The sequence below is a fragment of the Bradyrhizobium sp. BRP23 genome (genome assembly GCF_020194135.1).
GTDB lineage: Bacteria > Pseudomonadota > Alphaproteobacteria > Rhizobiales > Xanthobacteraceae > Bradyrhizobium > Bradyrhizobium yuanmingense.
In genome coordinates this window covers 174241-191445 of sequence record NZ_JADYVW010000004.1, presented here as the reverse complement: position 1 = coordinate 191445, position 17205 = coordinate 174241, and the positions used below count along the sequence as shown (strand labels likewise).

Genomic DNA, 17205 nt, shown 5'->3' with positions numbered 1-17205 from the left:
GCGTCCGACGCGCCTTCAGGGGGCGCGATCAGAATTGAACCTTCTGCGATGCGACGGCGCGTGAAGCCGTCGAGATGCCAGGACGTGCCGCGCGGGCTATCGCGCAGCGGACCGCTCACCGGATGGACGAGCCGCTTGCCGTTGACGCCGGGCCAGACCTTGATGGTCGGCACCTTGCTCGGGCGCACCTGCGCCAGTCCCTTGTGTTTGATCGAAATCATATTGCGTCACCACCTGTTGCACTTCCGCCGGGTCCGTTGTCGCGCTCGGGTAGCGGGTTTCGACGTGGATCGTCTTGAGATCGTCAGGCACGATCGGCTCAAACCAATCGGTGTATTGCAGGACCATCTCGATCCGGATTTCGTAGAGCGTGGTCTCGCCGACCTTGGCGAGCTGCGAGAGGCGATCCATCGACAGCACGCCTTCGCTCATGTTGACGAACTGCGGATTGCGCAGGAGCACGGTGTCGATCTGGCTCATCCATTCCTCGAGGATCGACGGCTGGTTGGCCTCGTCAGTGAGTGCCTTGATCGATCCCGAGATGCCGAGCGTCAGTTCGGTCCTGAACTTCGGCGGGCCGATGTCGGCGTCGCCCAGGGCGTTGCGCCGCTCACGAAGGATGTGCACGGCAATCATCGGCAGGTCGTCGCCGTTGATGATGAGCATCGGCTCCAGGCCGAACGACTTGAACGTGTCGGGCATGCCAGCCTGGATGAGCTGCATCGCCTTCTGCTGAATTTGGATGGCGTAGGTGCTCATAAGTCACCTACGGGTTCGGTCACGCGGAGCTGCACGGTCGCTCCGCCCTGGCCGTCGAGAGAGATGTCGCTCTGCCAGTACATGACGCCCGTTGCCTGATGCAGGAAGCGGTCGCCGCGCACGGGCTGCCAGGGCCAATCCGAGAGCTTGATGCCCATCGTCGTCTGCTGGTCGCTGAAGACCGCACCATCGGCCATCTCGACGTTGAGCGCTGACGACGAGTAGACGCCTGAGACCGGGATCGGGGCGCTGGCTGGGCTCGACTTTGACGGATACCAAATGAACGGCACGCCGAACGTGCCGACAGTCGGCTTCAGCACAAGGTTGTCGAAGTCGATGCCCATCGCCGGATGCTCAGGTGTACTTGCCGCGAAGCAGCGCGCTCGGCCGCGTGCAGTAGTTGAGCGCGTTCTGCTGCGTGTCGAGGTGGACACCCTTGCCGTTGGGCATGTCGTACTGCTTGACGTAGCGCGGCTTGCCCAGGGTGTTGACGGTCTCGATGTAGTCGGCCGGTGCGAACACGGTCTTGAACATGCCGGGCACGCCGATCGGGTAGAAGTAGGCGTGCGCCGTATCGACGAACGGCGTGCCGCCGACCGATCCGCGATAGTTGGTCCACTCGATCCCGCCGAACGGGAAGGAGCCGAACGTCAGGCCGCCGTTGACGTAGCCCTGGCGCAGCTCGGCCGCCGCCTGCGTGTTGAGGTAGGTCTGGCGAACTTCCGGATGCGCGATCAAGCCGTCATAGAACTGATCGCCGCAAATGGCGCCCACACCCAGGAGCGGCGTGCCGCCCAGGCTGTTGGCCATGGTGCGGATCACGGCGGCGCACTGCTGGCGCAGGATGCCCGGTGCCGGAGCGGCCGCGTCGAGGTTGAAGTCGATGTCGGCCGGGGGACCCGCGACGCCGAATTCGTTGTACAGGTTCAGCGTGCTGCCGTCCGCATAGGTGACGATGCCCAGGATCGCGCCGACGCGCGAGTATTCCATGGTGGCCTCGAAGCTCTGGCCAGCGGTCTGCATGCGCTCGGCGACCTTGGCCATGACGGCCTCTTCGCCGGTCTCCTCGCCGAACGGCCGGATGTTCTGCACCTCTTCGGCCATGACTGCGTCGTTGACCTCGAAGTGAGGAACGGACAGCAAGCGAAGGGCGCGCTTCGTCTTGTCGATCGTCACGCCCGGTGCGCCGCGGGGCGTCGGGGGGACGAGACGGAGGATGCCGTTCTGCTCCTCGACCGCGACCGCCGTGGTGTTGATCGAGCTTTCCGTGAACAGCCCGAGCGAGCCGAGATAGCCGGGCACGAACTGCATCTTGTTGATGGCGTCCGTCAGACTGACGATGGTGAAAGCGTCAGTGTGGAATACGTCGAGCATGTTCCTCTCCAATTTGCGAAGGGGGCCGCCCTTGCTCGACGGGCCACGGGGAAAACTTAGAAGTCAGTTCCGGACGATGATGTGATTGGCCGCCAGCAACGCAGCGAGCGCGTCCTTGTTGGCCTGCGTGGCGCCAGCGAAGTACGTGAGGCAGTTGCCGTTCACTTCGGCGTCGCGAAGCAGGAGAGCGACGCTCACCGAGCTCCCGGCGCCGGTCGTCGTGCCGCCGTAGATGGCGATGCCATCGGCCGCGGTGGCGTCGGTGATGGCCACGTAATTCGCGCCCGACTTCTTGACGATCTGGCCAGCGGCGAAGTTGGCCGGATCGAGAAAGATGCCGCTGCCGCGCGAGCGTTCGCCGTTCGCCTCGGACAGGATGAACTCGGCCGGATGACGGGTCTCATTGAGAACAGGCATGGTGTGTCTCCTCGTTGTGGTGCGCGAGCTGCGCGGTCACTTCTTCCTCATCCGCGCGTTGATCTTCTCGACGATGCTGTCCCACTTGCGCGGGGCGGGCGTGCCCAGCGGTGCCGGGCGATGCGGGATGACGGGCGCTTGCGCTTCCAGGCGGGCGCGCTCAGACATGAGGGCGTTGCGCACGTCGGCGACCGGCTTCTTCTCGGCGATGAAGTTGCGGGCCATCGCCGGGAGCGATGCCATGTTGCAGAGGTCGAGCACCTCGTTGACGTAGCGGGCGTGCTCGTCCGCGCCTTCCGTCTTCGCCTTGGCGCGCAACTCGACCACGTTGCTCGGCTGCGGGTCGTCCTTGGGCGGGTCTTCCTTCGGCGGGTCCTGCTTCGGCTCCTCGACGGCGGGCGGAGTGGACGCAGGCGACTTTTCATCGCCTGCGTCTTCCCCCTCCTTCGGCTGCGGCGGCGCAGCCTCAGAAGACATGATGGCCTTGAGCCGGTCGGCGGCCTTCCGCGGGAGCAGCCGCATCGAGTAGCTGGCCGCCAGCTTGACCGCGTCGCTCTGTTCGTCCGCGAGGCCGAGCTTGATCGCCTCGGCCGCGTCCATCAGGCGGTCTTCCTTCATGATCGAGGCGATCTTGGCTTCCGTCTGGCCCGAGCGGGTCGCGTAGGTCGCGGTGATGGACGTATCCAAGCGCTCCAGATCCTCGGCGAGCGCGCGCATGTCGGTGGCGTTGCCCATGGCGAAGCCGCTGGCGCCGTGGATAAGCAGGAAGGAATTGGCAGGCATGACGATCTTGTCGGCCGCCATCAGCACCACCGACGCCGCCGACGCGGCGATGCCATCGACGGTCGCGACGACCTTCGCCGGGTGGTTCTTCAGGGTGTTGTGGATCGCGATGCCGTCGAAGGCGTCGCCGCCGGGCGAGTTGATGCGAAGGTTGAGCGTCGTGATGTCGCCCAGGGCCTTGAGGTCATCGTTGAACTGCTTCGCGCTGACGGTGTCGTCTTCCCACCATGACGCGCCGATCTCGCCGTAGATCAGGATTTCGCCGGTCTTGTCCTCGGCCTTCATCGTGTACCAGTGGCGCATGATGGGCTCCTAAGCTGCCTGTTGATCGTTGCCGTCGCCCAGGTCCTGGCTGGCGTCGGCCTGCTCCTGCGGGTCTGCATTCGGAGCGCCCGGCTGGGACGCCGCTGCCTGGAGCACGGGGAATTCGAGGCCCAGCTCCTCCGCGCGCTCCTTATCGGCCGCGATGCGCTGGTCGGTCTCTTCCGGGTCGTAGCCCTCGGCCTCGATGACATCGCTGCGCGATTTGAAGCCAGCATCGACGGCGAGCTTCTCGGCCTGCCGGTCCTTGAGGGGGTCCACCCATTCGAAGCGGGGCGCGATCCACTTCGCGCGCGCCATGACCTTCTCGTTGCCGACATAGTCGGCCGTGGCGACCGGGATGGCTTCGGTCAGCACCGCGTCGGCAAACCAGCGCCGCCAGATCGGGCGGCAATACTGATGCACGACGATGTTGTACTGGAGCTGCTCCAGCCTGCGGCGGTACTCGACAATGACGCCGCGCAGCGAGGAGTAGCTCGCGCGCCGGGTGTCGCCCGTGCCGATCATGTAGGGGACGCCCATCGCCGAGAATGCGGCGAGCTGCTGGCGATACTGGAATGCCTCATAGGAGCCGCCGACATCGGCGGGCTCGCTGAACTTGACATCCTCGCCAGGAAGCAAGGCCTGCATGGTGCCGGGTTCGAGCGCTGCGAGCCCGACGCCAAGCTCCATGGGCTGTTGCGCTCCGCCGCCGGCCGGTGCGGGCAGAATGTCTTCCGGCTCCGGGCTGGTGACGAAGCCCGCGAACAACGCCGCGATCTTTTTGCGCTCCAGCTCGGCGTCGTCGTACTGGTCGAGGAAGAACAGCCGGATCATCGCGGGCGAGACGAGCGGCACGCCGCGCACCTGACCCGGGCGCGTCGGACGGAAGATGTGCAGCACCTGATCGGCAGGCACGCGCACCGGGTCCATGCTGAGATAGGTTTGCGGATCGACCGGGGCGTCACCAGGGTGCCCAGGGTAAAACCAGTAAGCGACGCGCCTCGCCCGCCAGTCGAACTCCACCCCGTTCATGATGTAGTTGCCGTTATCGGCAATCTGATTGAGCGAGTACGGGCACATCTCGCTTTCGAGCAGCTCGATCTGCAGCGGCACGGTCAGGCCGTCCTCGATGCGCCGCGAGCGCAGCCGCACGAAGATTTCGCCCGCCTCGAAGAGCGCGGACGCGATGACGGACTGCATGCCGTAAAAATCGGTGACCCCGTCGGCATCGGCCTCGTCGGTCCAGTCCATCCACGTTTCCATGACCTGCTTGCGCAGCTCGGGCCGGTCAGAGATGAGCGAGGACGGCTTGATGCCTGCGCCGATCAGGTTGGCGACGAAGTTCTCCCGCGCGGCAACGGCGTGCGCGCTGTTGCGCATCAGGTCGCGACAGCGCGAGCGCAGGAGCGGACCCTGCGCGGCAATGATCGTGTTGACGGAATACTGCGTCGGCCTCCACGACGAGAGCCGCCGACGATAGCGTCCTCCGTCGAAGCCACCGCTGGTCGAGCCCGCAGATGAGAACGGGTCAAGCTGGTTCGTCGGCCGAACCAGTCCCATCTTTCCCAGCAGGCCCTCCGCGAGCATGTCGCGGAAAGCACCCATCGCCTAAAGCCCCTTGTCAGCCGGACAAACGATCCTGAACTGTCGGGTCGGGACTAAACCTGCGACTTCATTTTCCATGTCGTTGAGGATTTGCAGCATCTCGGCGAGCGAGCGGTATTCGACCCGCTTGTCGCCGTAGCTGACTGTCTGCACGCCCTGTGCAATCGCGTAACGAAGCGCATCGATCTGCGCCTGCGTCGCGAGCAACTGCGCCTGCGTGGGGGCTGTGCGCGCCTTCCTGAGCATGGACGTTAAACGCCGAGATAGTTCGACCTGACGATCCTTCGCCTAGGTGTTGCTCGGCCACGATCCGCCATACGCGGCGCCACTTCAGGCAGCGATGAAGTCTCTTGTGTATGAGGCTCGTCGCTGACGCTAGCTGTAGTCTCGTTTCTCCTCGTTGGCAATGGGATGGGAATGCGCTGGACGTTGAGAAGATAGCCGCCCGCTGCCTGCATCGCTTCGCAATCGAGAAAATCGTGATGCCGTCCGCGCTCGATCCACGTCGGCCTGCCGTTGGGTTGCACAACGCGCGCCTCGCCGACGAGCTGATGGCAGTAATCGTCATCGACGCCTTTCGGCAGGTGCCATGCGCCCGGGTTGTCCTGGCGCCAGCGGATGCGCTCATGCACCCAGGATTTCCAGTGGTCGGTGTCGAGCCGCGCGATGTCCAATCCGAATTTCGATGACTTGCCCGCGCGGTTGACCTCGACCTTGGAGAAGATGAGCGGGGTCCGCATCGGGGACGAGCTGCCCTTCGTGGCGCGCACGCGCTTGCCCATGCGGCGGCAGAATTCGTAGATGCGGTTGAGCGGCAGCGTGTCCACCTTGCCCGGCCGGAAGCCGCTGTCGATCAAGGTGAGCTTGATCGGCACGTCGTTCACGTCGGTGGTGATGAGATCGGCGAGCGCGTCCCACACCTCCTCGTCGGCGGTGTCGCCCTGGAGCTTGCCGTAATCGACCAGCCATGACGTGGCACGCGGCCCCCATCCCCTGAGCACCCACGGCAGCGACTGCTTCTGCACGTCCACGGTGAGGATGAGATAGAGCACGCCGTCCGGCACTTCTCCGCGCGAGTAGAGCGAGCCATGCGACTTGCTCCGCAGTTCCTCCCATTCCGGCACCTCGCCGCCGCCGGGCGCGTACAGCTCGCCAAAGCCCGCGTTCATGGCCTGCTGCACCATGGCGTCGTCGCCGGACTGCTCGGCCTCGACCAGCACCGCAACCCGCTCGCCGAACGAAACGAAAGGCGATGCGAGACCGGACACCCAAAACGAGATGGATTTGCTCTCGATCGGAGAGCCGTGCACCTCGCCGTGCCGGTCGATGATCTGGCCCGGTGCGACGTACCGGCCACGCGCGTTCATGTCGGCCTTGTGGCCGTCCTCGATCACGCCGCCGCAGCGGGGGCATTCGAGGAAGGTCGCCCTGGCGGCCTCCAGCGGCGTCGCCTTCCTGGGGTAACGCAGGAGGTTGAAGCGGGGGACGAAATACTCGGCGCAATGCGGGCACGGCCAGCACCAGTGATGCCGGGTGCCTTGTTGCCAGAGCTGCCAGATGGGGCTCTCGATGTCCTCGACCACGGTGACCTCCCAAAACAGGAGGCCGCTAGTCTTGTCCTTAACGGCCTGCACTCGGCCGCGCTTCGGGGTCGATGTGACGACGCAGACGAAGTCGGCATAGGTGTCGCCGCGACGTTCAACCAGGCCAAGCGGGCCGCCCTGGTTGTTCACGTTGTCCCGCATCTCATCGTACTCATCGACCAGCGCCAGCACGGCAGGGTCGGACTTCAGGGCGGTCGATGAACCGGAATGCGCGAGACGGAACGGCACGCCTGCGACTACCTTGCGGGTCTTCGTCATGCGCTTGCCACGGGCGAGCTTGGCGGTGAGCGTCGGCGCTTCATCGAGCAGCGCCATGACGCGCGGCTCGAACTGTTCGCTCAGAAACTGCTTGTTCGGCCCGACGTACAGGATCGGCCCAGGGCGCTGGTCGAGGCGCTGGCCAGCCACGTCGAGCATGGCTTCGCTCTTGCCGGTCTGCGCGCCGAACACCATGACGACGCGCTTGAACGCGGCGCTGGCGATGACGCGCTCGGGCTCGATGACGTAAGGGGTCAGGAGCGGGTCACGCGGTCCCGGGACCGCCGCCGTGCGCGGGTAAATCCTGTTTTCCGCCGCCCAAACGTCCGGCGTCACTTCCTTGGACGGGACCAGCAGGAGCGCCGCTCGCGCCCAGAACGTGTGCCTTTTCGTTGAAAGCGTCCGCAAGGCGGTGGAGGATGTCATGGAGAGCCCGATCTATCGTGCGGCGAAGGGTTAGGTCGCGCGTCACGCGGGGCGCTAACCCTGCCAATTCGGATCGGAAGGTGCCGACCATCTCATCGACGAGACCGTTGACATCCTCGACCTGAACTAGCCGCCTTTCGTTCTCCAAGTTGCGCAACTCGATTTCGCGGGCTCGGGCATCGCGCACTCGGCTGTCTGCGGCAGTCTTGCTGCTGCGCCGTTCGCTGTCACGCAAGAAGCGGATCAGCGCGCGGACACCAGCGATGAAGGGGATCATTCCGCGGCTGCCGCGCGGCAACGATCCTTCGCGTTGAAGCTGGCGAATATAGGTCGGGGTGTAATCGGCGAACGCCGCGAATTCGGTGACGCTGACAAAGCGGTCACCTGGGGGCGGCTGAACGTCGATGTCCTCTTCGTTGCTCAACGGATGCCCATGAACTTATGTGTCTGGACGCTGATGCGCCACCGATGCTGGCGGGCAGCCTCGACGCACAGCTCGGTCGCTTTCTTGCTCATCGAGAGGGGCTGAAGCCAGATCAGCGCGGGACGGCCGTGTTCGGCGATCAGCGAGAGCACGGTCTCAACATCGGCAGGCTTGCCGACCGGCATCTTGATCTCGTTCGCCCGCTGCCATGCCTCCGACAGGAAGGTTCTGCCGCCCGGCATGGCGATCTTCGGCGAGACGGTGACCCAGGCGCGCGGGTCGATCCGGATCGGCTCGGTGCCGCTGGTCTCGACCTGCACCGTCCAGCCGCCGGCGATCATGCGGCTCGACAATTCGGTGAGGTCGTACATGCACGGCTCGCCGCCGGTCAGCACCAGATGGCGCGGTTGCGTCTGCGAGAGAGCCTGCACCAGGTCCTCGATCGACACGGCGGCGAATGACGGGCTCGGCTCCTGCTTCCCCAGGATGTCTTCGAGGGGACTGGGCGGCGCATGGTTGAGGTCCCAGGTGTACTTGGTGTCGCACCACGGGCACCCGACATCGCAGCCCTGGAGCCGAACGAAGGTCGATGGCGTGCCGGTGAACGTCGCCTCGCCCTGGATCGTCTCAAAGAACTCGTTGACCGGGAGCATCAGATCGCCGCCTCGCAGGAGCATTTGCGCGTCTCATCCACGACGACGCGGACCAGCCGGACGTTCGGCGGCAACACCTCGGGCCCGACGACCGTGAGGAGATGCGCCGCAATGTTCTCGGCGGTCGGGTTGAATGGCACGCTCACGATCGACGGATCGATCACCAGCAGCGCGGGCAGAAGCGGGTCTCGATGCCAGAGCATCATGCGGTGATCCCAATTTTCCTCCAGCCACTGGCAGAGCGTGGACTTGATGACGCTGAAATCGATGATGCGGCCTAGGTCATCGAGAGCATCGGCCTCGCAGTGGAAGTGCACGCGGTAGTTATGGCCGTGCAGGTGCTGGCACTTGCCCTCGTGATCGACCACGCGGTGGCCGCAGGAGATGTCGTGATAGCGGGCGGCGCTGATTACTATTGGCATCGGAAGCCCTTTGCTTGGATGAGCGACAGCACCTCGGCCCTAGCGGCCGGGCCGTCGCGGAAGATGCCGCGCATCACGGATGTCGTCATGGCGGTGGCGTCTTCCTTCACGCCGCGCCACGTCATGCAAGAGTGGCGGGCGCTGAGCACGACGGCAAGGCCACGCGGGGAGATGATGCGCTCGACCTCGTCGGCGAGCTGCATGACCGCTTCTTCTTGGATTTGCGGGCGCGACAAAATCCAGTTCGCGATGCGCGAGAACTTCGAAAGGCCGATGACGCGCTCGCCGGGAATGACGCCGAACCACACCTCGCCCTCGATGGGGCACAGATGATGCGAGCATGCCGACCGAACGGTGATCGGCCCGACAACATAAATCTCGTCCATCGATGTGACGTTCGGGAAGTCGGTGCACTTCGGCGGCGGCAGATAGCGCCCCGCAAACACCTCATGCACGAACATCTTTGCGAGTCGCTTCGCTGTGCCGCGCGTGTTGTGATCGTTCTCGGTGTCGATGACCAGAGCATCGAGGATTGCACCAGCGCAGCGCTCGACCTCCTGCTCGATCGCGGCGAGATCACCCGGCTTCAAGAATTCCGAAATGTTGTCGTTGGCCAAATAGGTGCGGCCCGCCGATTTGAGCCGATTTCGCACGGTGTCGCCCCGCGCCGGGGTGGCGGCGGCTGTTTTCTTCTTATGTCTCAATGGATTAGCTGCCATTTTCCATCGTTGTCTTCGGTTCCCTGGGGGACTATCGCTGCGTGCAGAGAGAAATTCATTCTCTCGCAACGGGTAGAACCCCAGAGAGGAACAAATGCCTAAACCGAACTGCATCACGCGCCTCGCGGCGGCTGGCATCGCGATCGATGAAGCGCGCGAACTGAGTGGCGCGGATGTCGCCGCATTCTATTCGCGCGCCATCGCGGCTTTCAAGTGAACCAACAATCCAGCGCCGAACATGAAAGGACAGTCGATGAATTTTGAAACCAGCAAGGACCCGGTCTCCGTCACCAGCGACAACGGCGACGCCCTGGTCCCAGGCACGCAAGCACGCGATGCCGCTGCGAAGGAAGCGAACGAGACCGGCAAGCCGGTCACCATTCGCCACGCGGTCACCGATGAGGTGCTCGCGACTGTGAAGCCTGAAACCACCCGACGAACCAAGCAGCAGGCCGCTGCGAACCTCAAGGCCGCGAAGGCGGCAGCAAAGGAAGCGAAGAACGTGACGAAAGCCAAAGCATCGAAGAAGCCCGCCGCGAAGAAGGCGGCAGCGAAGAAGGTCGCGAAGAAGGCGACGAAGAAGGTCGCCGCCGCGAAGAAGGTCACCGCCTCGAAGACGGCGGCGCCGAAGCGCGAAGGCGCCGACCAGCCCAGCGGGATGACGGCCGAGCTGGTGAAGCTGGCGCTGCGCCCGAGCGGCGTCACGCCTGCGGAGCTAAACGAGCATTCCAAGTGGAAGGGTGCGCCGTGGAAGTGGTTCTTCTCCAATCCGAAGAAGACCGGCGTCGCCGACCGCTTCGGCTACAAGCTGAAGGTCGAGCGCAACGGCCGAGCGGTGACCTACTTCCTGACCGAGAAGTAACCAGGGAAGCAAAACGGACGGCGTTGCCGCGCCGCCCGTTTCAACCTCAGATTTCATTCCATAGACAGAGAACCTATCACTAAGGAATTCGAATGTCCAAAATCACTCACGCCGATCTGGCGCAGTTCACCGGCTCCGAGCACGTCTACCGGCACGGGCTCCTCCGCTCCATCACCTACACCGAGGGGGTGCAATACCTCGCCGAGAAGGCGGCGGCATATTGGCTGATCGATGCCGTCGCCAGCTACCAGCACGAGGCGCCCGTGAAGGGCGAGGAGTTTCAGGTCTGGCGGTTGAAGGTCGAGGGTAGCCGCGCGGTGCTGACCTGCGAGGATGGCAACGAGCGCAAGCTGGTCGAGCAGCAGATCGAGTTCACCGACTTCCCCTTGGACCATATTGACCTGTGGGTCGAGAATGGCGTGATCCTGTTGCCGAGCGAACACTGAGGAGCAAGCGAGATGAGAAAGCTTCTGCTAGCTATGATCGCCGCCGCCGCGCTGGCCCAGGGCGCGCAAGCCGAAACCGGCGACATCTATGGGGTCTCGGCCTGCTACACGTTCAAGGACCCGGCCTATCAAAACGGCTGCACGCTGGCCTCGATCGCCAAGAACCCGACGTTTGCCAGCAAGACGGATTGCAAGGCGTATGTGGCCGGGGCCAATCAGATGTCGTCCCGCAACAATGGCAGTGCGATGTCGGTCAGCTACATCTGCGTCAGGAAAACCGTTTCGACCTGGGAGGAGGTGCGTTGATCGGCGCGCTGATCACCGCCCTGGCGATCGTCGCGCTGTACAGGATGGCGACGACGGTCGTCCGCCTCGCCGCTCTCCTGTTGAGGGTCTGCCTCGCGCTCTATTGCGTGTTCGTGGTTGCGGTGCGGGAGAACGATCTCGTCGGTGGCATTGCTGGCGCGAGCGCGTTGCTGATTTGCGCCTATGTGATGGCGGGCTGAACGGCCCGACGAAACGAAAGCCCCGCTTCGGCGGGGCTTTTTTATGGCGTGGGATCGATCCTTGAAGATCGCCGCCCGGTCGGTTCGCGCCTGAACGCTGGGGGGCGACGCCGCTACGCTGCGAGAAGTGACACTTGGCCACACAACTCGGCGACGTTAGCCGTGACTTTCTCAAGGTCATAAGGCTTCTCCCATCGCCCCACATGCTGGAAGCGGTCGGGAATGGTCTCAGCAGCATAGCCAGTCGTGAAAATGAACGGTTTTCCGACACGCATGAGTTCGTCCGCTAGTGGGTAGGCCGAACTTCCTCGCACATTGATATCGATCACGGCGACATCAAAACTATCGTGCTGCAGAGCCATCGCGTCGGCAAGTTCGGTGACTGGTCCGATCACTTGGACGCCGAGCGAACCCCGAAGCGCCTTCGCTAGGTCATCTCCGAGAAGGTACTCATCCTCAACAATCAGAACGCGGCAATCTTTGATAGACGGTTGGTGGGCCATCTGTTCCACCTCTCCGTTTTTCATTCTGCCTTATTCAAAAACGCGACCAACAAAAGCGTTCCATGACGCTGTTCCAAGTTCCGCGTGGCTTGAGCATCGACGCGCTGTAGCGCTCGAAAACACGGCTTTCGCAAGCCCATCTTGGGCATCCGCTGCTGCCGGAATTCCTTGGCATCCTTTGAGCGGAAGTCATATTATTCCGCATCACCGACAACGGCTCCGCCCTTATAGGCGTCGGTGGCTGAGAGACCGATCGTGCTCCCGCCTACTAGCGAGGAGAGCAATATGGATCGGTCCATGCATCTTCGACATCTGGAGGAAGCCGAGCGGCACGTTTTGCTTGGTGTGCGCAATATATCTGACCAAGAACAGCGTATCGAAGACCTTGAGCTTCACGGGCGTGATGCGACTTTGGCCCGCAGCCTCTTGGAAACATATCTCTGCACGCAAACTCTGTTCGTTGCGCACCGCAATGAAATCCTCAAAGCACTAGGCGAAGCGTGAACTGGGCCGATTGGGCGCTCATTTCAATTTCCCCTGGCAGAAGTCGTCAACGTCGTCTTCGGTGAGCCCGGCCTCTTTCATCCGGCGGTGGTACTCGTCCAGTGTGATCCGGCCGCCGCCCAGGGCGCCCAGGATTTCGTCAAGCTGTCGGCGCTTGCTCTGCGGCGCGTGAGCCGGTGCGGCCTTCATGGCGCGACTTCAACCTGGGCACCGCATTCGCCGTCCTCCGAGACGATGACGGTGACCGGCCGCCGGTACTGCTTCGCCAGCCGGTCGCCCAGCTCGCGGCCGAGCATCTCGCAGGAGTGCGAACCGAAATTGCCGTTCGTGCCCAGGTCGTCCGCGAAGATGGTGCGCGCGCGTTCGAGCAGATCGTGAAATTCGACCTCGCGATCGTCATGCGCGACCTGCATGCGGACCTCGACATGAAAGAGGTGGCGATGCCGATCGGCGAGATAGGCGCGCGCGCCGCTCGCACCTGCCCAGCGGTGGAAGCCCGCGAAGGTGAACCGGACGAAGATCGTCGCATCGCTCATGTAAGTGCTCCTGCCGGGTCCGCGCCGACCGCCTGTCGGCTTTCCGCGATCATCTGCTTCATGGTGCGGCTGACGAAGTGGGCCTCATAGCCGCACATGGTGCGCGACTTCTGGTGACCCATGGGCGCGTCGCGCCGTTCGCTCGGCAGATAGTTGAAGCCGTTGCCGATGTGCCAGCACCGCTTATTCGCGACGGTGGCGAAGTGGCGGCCCCAGCGGACGGCGGCGAGCCATGTGGAGCTATCGCACGAGTTGAGCGGCCACGCGGCAGTCATCTCCGACGCGGTGAGCCCGAGCGCATGTATCCAGAGCTTGGGATATTTGCGCCGTCGCTCCCAGGCGGTGGCGACCAACCGGCGCCGAGTCTCGATGTCGGCCTGCACAACGTTGCCGAAACAGATGCGGTCGTAGCGCTCCGCGAGATAATCGAAGTAATCCCATCCGTCGTTGAACGGGTGATAGACCGGGACCGGCCGGAGGCCCATCTCCTCCAGCTTGGTGCGGGTGCGGATTTTGTTGTCCCGGCCGCCCTGGTCGATCTCGATGTATCCCCACACCTGATGATCGAGGCGGCGGACGATCGACACGTACTTGTCGAACAGGTCCGTAAAGCCGTCGATCTCGTCCGGGGCGAGCGACAACGCCCGATCCATCGACATGCGGTGCGCGCGGGCGTGCTCGGTGGCGAGATTGTAGACGCCGCTATCGATGAACACGTCGCACCCGTTGGCGATGAAGGTGTCGAGCATGCCGAAGTGCTCGTCGGTGTGGATTTCGTTGACCGCGACCAGCAGGTGCTTGTTGACGGTGTTCGCATGCGCGAGCGTCTTGGGCTCGCTGGCGATGAAATAGATCGGCCACGCCTCGGCGTTCCAGTTGCCGCCGGTCCTAATCATTGGTGATCTTCACAACCGAGCCGACGCCGTGAATGTCCTCATACCGGTCGAGGATGTGGCCAGCGGTGTACTGGTCGGGCTGAACCATCACGAGGTCGTACTTGTCGGCCTTCTCGCCGAAGGCGACGAACGGTCCCGGATAAGGGCAGAAGATGGCGGTGCCGGTGAGGAGCGGCTTCCAGCGCTCCCATTCGACCATGACGCCGCAGCACAGAAGGTGATGCCGACGACCGAGCCGATAATGGTCGCCGCGCTCGATGGCGTGGCGCGGATCGGCGATGGTGATCTCAAGCCGGGCGAGAAGGTCGCCCCGATTGTCGAGCGGACCCTTCTCGGGATCGACCAGCCCCTCGTCGAGGAACTGCCGAGCGGCGAGCATGCTGCCCAGGTCCTTGTCCGAGAAGCCCAGGCGATCGATCGGCATGTCGGTGAGGCGCAACGCCTCGACCTCGAGCTTCACGATGCTGAGGTCCCAGGTCGCCAACTCGGGCAAACGGTTATCGACCAGGGCGTAGGCGCGGATCATTGCCTCGGTCCAGCCGCGCGCGACGATGACCGGCACCTCCAGCAGGCCCATAATCTTCGCCGCGTCGAGGCGCCCATGGCCCGCGATGATGATGTCGTCCTCGGTGACCAGCAGCGGAACGGTGAAGCCGAATTGCGAGATCGACGCGGCGATCTGCTCGACCTGCTCCTGCGAGTGCAGCCGGGCATTCCGGGACGATGGGATGAGCTCGTGCACCCGCCGCGTTTCGATCTTCCAGGCGGGACCTGATGCAGTTCTCGCGTGCTCGTTCACCAGCGTTGTCCTCGTTGCACCGATACAAAACTCGAAAATTCAAATCGCTGAATATGTTGAAGGGGAGCGGTCGCGCGTACCCCGCGTTTCCTGCGAACCCCAGGGGACCCGGAAGGCGGGTTGCAGGCCCCTGGCGAGCCCAGGGACGCGGCTAGGACGCGCCTGGAGCGGCGGGGAATGGTGCCCACTGGTTCAGAACCGGTGAGCACCTGGGCGCGTTCAGCGGCGCGTCCTACGCCTGCGGGTGGTCTCGTCCTCATCGTTGCTGGCTGCCGTGAACGTGAAGTCGAGCGGGTCGGAATGAGCCGTGCCGTTGCGCAGCCTTACGGGGACAATGGCAGGTGCGAACAGGGACGGCTTCACACCCGTGGTGACCTCGGTGGCAGAGACCAGCGTGGTCGGCTCCTCGTAGTCGCCGAAGATGATGACGGTGCCTTCATCGAAGCCGCTGCCGATGCACGAGAGCACGAAGTCGGGATCACCCGACACTGCGGTGTCCGGGCTCAGAGATGAGAGCACAGGGGGCACAGGCGGCGGTTCGGCCTCTGCGCTCTTGGCCAGTCCATGGGCGGTATCATAGGCGACCCCGGCCAGGACGGACTTGCGAATGTTGTCTGCGTCCATGGGGCTCAATCCTTTGCTTCGGCTGAGGGGGCCGAGCGACCTGCGAGCGCGTCGGCCAGCTCCCGCTGCTCCCTGGTCGGCGGCTGCCCGTTGGGTGCGTTGGGCGAATACTTGGTGCCCGAGTAGTCGGTCGGGCCGAGTGCGTCAGGCATGCCCTCGGCCAATGCTTCCTTCTCGTCACGCACCTCTTCGGGCGTCTTCACCTTGGGCTGCTGCGGCTCGCGCTTCGTCTCTTGCTTGGCGGTCATCTGATGGTCTCCGTTGGTTTAGACACGTGCTTCTTCATCACCTGGGCCGCCGAGTGCTCATCGCGCGCGCGATATTGCGCGCGAGATTTCGTTCCAGCTCCGCGATCATGACCCTCGCGAAGTCGGCATAGAACGGGACATCCTTTTTGATCTTTGCCTGCTGCTTGAGGACGTACATCAGGCGGAGCCGGTTCTTGCCGACGCGCTGGTAGATCACGTCGCCTTTGCGGAACGAATTCTTCAGATTGCGAGGGCGCTGGCCTTGCGGCACGCCGCGCGCGGTCCGGCTCACTGCGCCGGTCGGCGGAATAGCCAGCGAACCGGTGACGCCCATGCGCGTGCCACTCTTCGCATGCAGCGCGAGGTTCGCGCGGCCGAGCTTGTCGTAAATGGTGACCGACAAATCGCCCTTGCTGGCGCGCTCGCCTTTGGTGGTGAGCGCCGCGTTCATAAAGCTCTGGTTCCTGACCTGCACCGAGGACTGCCAGGTCTGGTGGATCAGATACGATCGCGTCGCGTTGGCCGCGTCGTTGAGCGTGCGGGCCATGATGTAGGGGATCTGATCGATCGCGGCGCCCAGCTCGATCGCGGCGTTCGTGAAGCCTGAGCCGTCGATGTTGACCTCGATCATTCGGCACCTCTGCGCGGGGCGACCTTATGCCGCTTGGTTCTCGCATGCCAGCATCTGGCGCTCGTTACTGAAGCGTGTGGCGCGCTACCAAATCGAAGCCGCCATTGCTGCGCTGATACTCGGCGGCAAGACGCTGCCTCGCGTAAATCCGGATCGTCTCGACGCTGCCGTCGCTCGCATTGACGCAGAACGCCAGCACGTTGACCACGTCCACGTCGTCGTCGGCGAAGGTGACGGTCGCCGTGCGGGTCTCGTCGTCGTACTCGATACCGGTGGCGTCGTTCATGCGCTGCATGGTCATCCCTCCTGTTGTTTGTGGTGCCGGGAACAGGCGCGAGGGCTTCACGCTTTCAGGACGAAGTAGTCCCTCGCTTCACCACGGCACCACAAAGAACGGCAAAAGGGGCGACGCCGCAAAACGCCACCCCTTCCACCCGTCGCCGCAAAGCATGGAGCAAGCACACATGGCAGCGCCGTGCGATGAGCAACATAGCCCATCGTTCGATGCCGTCCACAATCTGGCGCCAGCTTTGTCCGTTCACCGCCAGATCATGTGCGCTTTCCGCGATCGCCATGCCTTTGGGTTCAGGGCGTTCAATGTACGACACCTTGCCCCAGTCAGATGCGCTGACGTTAAATAAAGGCTCGCCGTTCTTGAACCGCCGCAGGGTGTCCGCGAGACCTACGTCCGAGGGGTGGCGATGGAGAGTTCCCATGATCAAGCTTGCCGCCGTTGCTATCGTTGTTGCTGCCGCCGCGACTGCGGCCATGGTTCCTGTGCACCGTGCCGTGCCGGCGAGAACGATATCTGTTGCGGCACTAACAGCCGCCGCAGGCAATCTCCCCACCAGTGAATTCCAGGATCGATCGGTGATTTTTCTCACTGAGCGCTAGGTGAACGAC

General features: G+C 63.6%; 29 protein-coding genes. 7 read left to right on the top strand and 22 right to left on the bottom strand.

Going from position 1 to position 17205, the window contains the following annotated elements; translation table 11 throughout:
* Positions 1-96 precede the first annotated feature (96 nt).
* The 12 genes from I6F24_RS12500 to folE all read right to left on the bottom strand — a co-directional run bounded on the left by I6F24_RS12500 (position 97) and on the right by folE (position 9861).
* Complete coding sequence (locus tag I6F24_RS12500) at positions 97-759, bottom strand: hypothetical protein (RefSeq protein WP_225156347.1); 663 nt, start codon at positions 757-759, stop codon at positions 97-99.
* Positions 756-1103, bottom strand: coding sequence for a hypothetical protein (locus tag I6F24_RS12495; RefSeq protein ID WP_225156346.1), 348 nt, complete (start codon positions 1101-1103; stop codon positions 756-758). The genes I6F24_RS12500 and I6F24_RS12495 overlap by 4 nt, the downstream gene beginning before the upstream one ends.
* Before the next feature lie 10 nt (positions 1104-1113).
* Positions 1114-2133: a major capsid protein gene (locus tag I6F24_RS12490; RefSeq protein ID WP_225156344.1), complete on the bottom strand. Its 1020-nt coding sequence runs from the start codon at positions 2131-2133 to the stop codon at positions 1114-1116.
* Positions 2134-2196: 63 nt separating this feature from the next.
* Positions 2197-2550 carry a head decoration protein gene (locus tag I6F24_RS12485; protein WP_225156342.1) on the bottom strand — a complete coding sequence of 118 codons (354 nt, stop codon included), beginning with the start codon at positions 2548-2550 and terminating at the stop codon, positions 2197-2199.
* Between the two features lie 36 nt (positions 2551-2586).
* Positions 2587-3636 carry a head maturation protease, ClpP-related gene (locus I6F24_RS12480; protein ID WP_225156340.1) on the bottom strand — a complete coding sequence of 350 codons (1050 nt, stop codon included), beginning with the start codon at positions 3634-3636 and terminating at the stop codon, positions 2587-2589.
* 9 nt (positions 3637-3645) lie between these two features.
* On the bottom strand, positions 3646-5241 hold the full coding sequence (locus I6F24_RS12475) for a phage portal protein (protein WP_225156338.1): 1596 nt from the start codon (positions 5239-5241) through the stop codon (positions 3646-3648).
* Positions 5242-5244: 3 nt separating this feature from the next.
* A complete protein-coding gene (locus I6F24_RS12470; RefSeq protein WP_225156336.1) occupies positions 5245-5487 on the bottom strand; it encodes a hypothetical protein in 243 nt (80 codons plus the stop codon).
* Between the two features lie 5 nt (positions 5488-5492).
* Positions 5493-7439, bottom strand: a complete 1947-nt coding sequence (locus I6F24_RS12465; RefSeq protein WP_225156333.1) for a terminase gpA endonuclease subunit — start codon at positions 7437-7439, stop codon at positions 5493-5495.
* Positions 7369-7953 carry a hypothetical protein gene (locus I6F24_RS12460; RefSeq protein ID WP_225156331.1) on the bottom strand — a complete coding sequence of 195 codons (585 nt, stop codon included), beginning with the start codon at positions 7951-7953 and terminating at the stop codon, positions 7369-7371. Before I6F24_RS12460 ends, I6F24_RS12465 begins: the two co-directional genes overlap by 71 nt.
* Positions 7950-8630 (bottom strand): 7-carboxy-7-deazaguanine synthase QueE, encoded by a 681-nt coding sequence (gene queE / locus I6F24_RS12455; protein ID WP_225156329.1) that lies wholly within the window; start codon positions 8628-8630, stop codon positions 7950-7952. The genes I6F24_RS12460 and queE overlap by 4 nt, the downstream gene beginning before the upstream one ends.
* Positions 8606-9028: a 6-carboxytetrahydropterin synthase gene (locus I6F24_RS12450; RefSeq protein WP_225156327.1), complete on the bottom strand. Its 423-nt coding sequence runs from the start codon at positions 9026-9028 to the stop codon at positions 8606-8608. Before I6F24_RS12450 ends, queE begins: the two co-directional genes overlap by 25 nt.
* Positions 9019-9861 (bottom strand): GTP cyclohydrolase I, encoded by an 843-nt coding sequence (folE, locus tag I6F24_RS12445; protein WP_225156325.1) that lies wholly within the window; start codon positions 9859-9861, stop codon positions 9019-9021. Before folE ends, I6F24_RS12450 begins: the two co-directional genes overlap by 10 nt.
* Here folE and I6F24_RS37595 point away from each other — a divergent pair.
* The 5 genes from I6F24_RS37595 (at position 9842) to I6F24_RS12425 (ending at position 11561) form a co-directional block, all read left to right on the top strand.
* Positions 9842-9964, top strand: coding sequence for a hypothetical protein (locus I6F24_RS37595; protein WP_276573664.1), 123 nt, complete (start codon positions 9842-9844; stop codon positions 9962-9964). The two genes, folE and I6F24_RS37595, sit on opposite strands and share 20 nt — an antisense overlap.
* A 36-nt stretch (positions 9965-10000) precedes the next feature.
* On the top strand, positions 10001-10609 hold the full coding sequence (locus I6F24_RS12440) for a hypothetical protein (protein ID WP_225156323.1): 609 nt from the start codon (positions 10001-10003) through the stop codon (positions 10607-10609).
* A 92-nt stretch (positions 10610-10701) separates the two neighbouring features.
* Positions 10702-11055, top strand: coding sequence for a DUF6876 family protein (locus tag I6F24_RS12435; protein ID WP_225156321.1), 354 nt, complete (start codon positions 10702-10704; stop codon positions 11053-11055).
* A 12-nt stretch (positions 11056-11067) separates the two neighbouring features.
* Complete coding sequence (locus I6F24_RS12430) at positions 11068-11361, top strand: hypothetical protein (RefSeq protein WP_225156319.1); 294 nt, start codon at positions 11068-11070, stop codon at positions 11359-11361.
* The gene (locus tag I6F24_RS12425) at positions 11358-11561 is read left to right on the top strand and encodes a hypothetical protein (protein WP_225156317.1); all 204 of its coding nucleotides are present in this window, start codon (positions 11358-11360) and stop codon (positions 11559-11561) included. The genes I6F24_RS12430 and I6F24_RS12425 overlap by 4 nt, the downstream gene beginning before the upstream one ends.
* A gap of 113 nt (positions 11562-11674) precedes the next feature.
* Here the strand turns inward: I6F24_RS12425 and I6F24_RS12420 are convergent, their stop codons facing one another.
* On the bottom strand, positions 11675-12088 hold the full coding sequence (locus I6F24_RS12420) for a response regulator (RefSeq protein WP_225156315.1): 414 nt from the start codon (positions 12086-12088) through the stop codon (positions 11675-11677).
* 261 nt (positions 12089-12349) lie between these two features.
* Here I6F24_RS12420 and I6F24_RS12415 point away from each other — a divergent pair, with 261 nt between their 5' ends.
* Positions 12350-12568 (top strand): hypothetical protein, encoded by a 219-nt coding sequence (locus I6F24_RS12415; protein ID WP_225156313.1) that lies wholly within the window; start codon positions 12350-12352, stop codon positions 12566-12568.
* 18 nt (positions 12569-12586) lie between these two features.
* Here I6F24_RS12415 and I6F24_RS12410 read toward each other — a convergent pair whose 3' ends face one another.
* The 9 genes from I6F24_RS12410 to I6F24_RS12370 form a co-directional block, all read right to left on the bottom strand.
* Entirely contained in the window at positions 12587-12757 is a 171-nt protein-coding gene (locus tag I6F24_RS12410) for a hypothetical protein (RefSeq protein ID WP_225156312.1), read from the bottom strand.
* On the bottom strand, positions 12754-13104 hold the full coding sequence (locus tag I6F24_RS12405) for a hypothetical protein (RefSeq protein WP_225156310.1): 351 nt from the start codon (positions 13102-13104) through the stop codon (positions 12754-12756). The genes I6F24_RS12410 and I6F24_RS12405 overlap by 4 nt, the downstream gene beginning before the upstream one ends.
* Positions 13101-14000, bottom strand: a complete 900-nt coding sequence (locus I6F24_RS12400) for a hypothetical protein (protein WP_225156308.1) — start codon at positions 13998-14000, stop codon at positions 13101-13103. The genes I6F24_RS12405 and I6F24_RS12400 overlap by 4 nt, the downstream gene beginning before the upstream one ends.
* Positions 13993-14799: a ParB/Srx family N-terminal domain-containing protein gene (locus I6F24_RS12395; protein WP_225156306.1), complete on the bottom strand. Its 807-nt coding sequence runs from the start codon at positions 14797-14799 to the stop codon at positions 13993-13995. The genes I6F24_RS12400 and I6F24_RS12395 overlap by 8 nt, the downstream gene beginning before the upstream one ends.
* Positions 14800-15018: 219 nt before the next feature.
* Positions 15019-15423, bottom strand: a complete 405-nt coding sequence (locus I6F24_RS12390; protein WP_225156304.1) for an IPT/TIG domain-containing protein — start codon at positions 15421-15423, stop codon at positions 15019-15021.
* Positions 15424-15428: 5 nt separating this feature from the next.
* Positions 15429-15671, bottom strand: coding sequence for a hypothetical protein (locus tag I6F24_RS12385; protein WP_225156302.1), 243 nt, complete (start codon positions 15669-15671; stop codon positions 15429-15431).
* A gap of 37 nt (positions 15672-15708) precedes the next feature.
* Positions 15709-16302, bottom strand: a complete 594-nt coding sequence (locus tag I6F24_RS12380; protein WP_225156301.1) for a hypothetical protein — start codon at positions 16300-16302, stop codon at positions 15709-15711.
* 64 nt (positions 16303-16366) lie between these two features.
* On the bottom strand, positions 16367-16597 hold the full coding sequence (locus I6F24_RS12375; protein WP_225156298.1) for a hypothetical protein: 231 nt from the start codon (positions 16595-16597) through the stop codon (positions 16367-16369).
* A gap of 55 nt (positions 16598-16652) precedes the next feature.
* Positions 16653-17018 carry a hypothetical protein gene (locus tag I6F24_RS12370; RefSeq protein WP_225156296.1) on the bottom strand — a complete coding sequence of 122 codons (366 nt, stop codon included), beginning with the start codon at positions 17016-17018 and terminating at the stop codon, positions 16653-16655.
* Here I6F24_RS12370 and I6F24_RS12365 point away from each other — a divergent pair.
* Complete coding sequence (locus tag I6F24_RS12365; RefSeq protein WP_225156294.1) at positions 17017-17196, top strand: hypothetical protein; 180 nt, start codon at positions 17017-17019, stop codon at positions 17194-17196. The genes I6F24_RS12370 and I6F24_RS12365 overlap by 2 nt on opposite strands.
* The last annotated feature ends 9 nt before the right edge of the window (positions 17197-17205 follow it).

Bases quoted from the DNA above. Each gene is read 5' to 3' on its own strand.
- I6F24_RS12500 (WP_225156347.1), bottom strand. From the start codon at position 759: ATGAGCACCTACGCCATCCAAATTCAGCAGAAGGCGATGCAGCTCATC.
- I6F24_RS12495 (WP_225156346.1), bottom strand. From the start codon at position 1,103: ATGGGCATCGACTTCGACAACCTTGTGCTGAAGCCGACTGTCGGCACG.
- I6F24_RS12490 (WP_225156344.1), bottom strand. From the start codon at position 2,133: ATGCTCGACGTATTCCACACTGACGCTTTCACCATCGTCAGTCTGACG.
- I6F24_RS12485 (WP_225156342.1), bottom strand. From the start codon at position 2,550: ATGCCTGTTCTCAATGAGACCCGTCATCCGGCCGAGTTCATCCTGTCC.
- I6F24_RS12480 (WP_225156340.1), bottom strand. From the start codon at position 3,636: ATGCGCCACTGGTACACGATGAAGGCCGAGGACAAGACCGGCGAAATC.
- I6F24_RS12475 (WP_225156338.1), bottom strand. From the start codon at position 5,241: ATGGGTGCTTTCCGCGACATGCTCGCGGAGGGCCTGCTGGGAAAGATG.
- I6F24_RS12470 (WP_225156336.1), bottom strand. From the start codon at position 5,487: ATGCTCAGGAAGGCGCGCACAGCCCCCACGCAGGCGCAGTTGCTCGCG.
- queE (WP_225156329.1), bottom strand. From the start codon at position 8,630: ATGCTCCTGCGAGGCGGCGATCTGATGCTCCCGGTCAACGAGTTCTTT.
- I6F24_RS12450 (WP_225156327.1), bottom strand. From the start codon at position 9,028: ATGCCAATAGTAATCAGCGCCGCCCGCTATCACGACATCTCCTGCGGC.
- I6F24_RS37595 (WP_276573664.1), top strand. From the start codon at position 9,842: ATGCCTAAACCGAACTGCATCACGCGCCTCGCGGCGGCTGGCATCGCG.
- folE (WP_225156325.1), bottom strand. From the start codon at position 9,861: ATGCAGTTCGGTTTAGGCATTTGTTCCTCTCTGGGGTTCTACCCGTTG.
- I6F24_RS12440 (WP_225156323.1), top strand. From the start codon at position 10,001: ATGAATTTTGAAACCAGCAAGGACCCGGTCTCCGTCACCAGCGACAAC.
- I6F24_RS12435 (WP_225156321.1), top strand. From the start codon at position 10,702: ATGTCCAAAATCACTCACGCCGATCTGGCGCAGTTCACCGGCTCCGAG.
- I6F24_RS12430 (WP_225156319.1), top strand. From the start codon at position 11,068: ATGAGAAAGCTTCTGCTAGCTATGATCGCCGCCGCCGCGCTGGCCCAG.
- I6F24_RS12420 (WP_225156315.1), bottom strand. From the start codon at position 12,088: ATGAAAAACGGAGAGGTGGAACAGATGGCCCACCAACCGTCTATCAAA.
- I6F24_RS12415 (WP_225156313.1), top strand. From the start codon at position 12,350: ATGGATCGGTCCATGCATCTTCGACATCTGGAGGAAGCCGAGCGGCAC.
- I6F24_RS12410 (WP_225156312.1), bottom strand. From the start codon at position 12,757: ATGAAGGCCGCACCGGCTCACGCGCCGCAGAGCAAGCGCCGACAGCTT.
- I6F24_RS12405 (WP_225156310.1), bottom strand. From the start codon at position 13,104: ATGAGCGATGCGACGATCTTCGTCCGGTTCACCTTCGCGGGCTTCCAC.
- I6F24_RS12400 (WP_225156308.1), bottom strand. From the start codon at position 14,000: ATGATTAGGACCGGCGGCAACTGGAACGCCGAGGCGTGGCCGATCTAT.
- I6F24_RS12390 (WP_225156304.1), bottom strand. From the start codon at position 15,423: ATGGACGCAGACAACATTCGCAAGTCCGTCCTGGCCGGGGTCGCCTAT.
- I6F24_RS12385 (WP_225156302.1), bottom strand. From the start codon at position 15,671: ATGACCGCCAAGCAAGAGACGAAGCGCGAGCCGCAGCAGCCCAAGGTG.
- I6F24_RS12380 (WP_225156301.1), bottom strand. From the start codon at position 16,302: ATGATCGAGGTCAACATCGACGGCTCAGGCTTCACGAACGCCGCGATC.
- I6F24_RS12375 (WP_225156298.1), bottom strand. From the start codon at position 16,597: ATGCAGCGCATGAACGACGCCACCGGTATCGAGTACGACGACGAGACC.
- I6F24_RS12365 (WP_225156294.1), top strand. From the start codon at position 17,017: ATGATCAAGCTTGCCGCCGTTGCTATCGTTGTTGCTGCCGCCGCGACT.
- I6F24_RS12370 (WP_225156296.1), bottom strand. From the start codon at position 17,018: ATGGGAACTCTCCATCGCCACCCCTCGGACGTAGGTCTCGCGGACACC.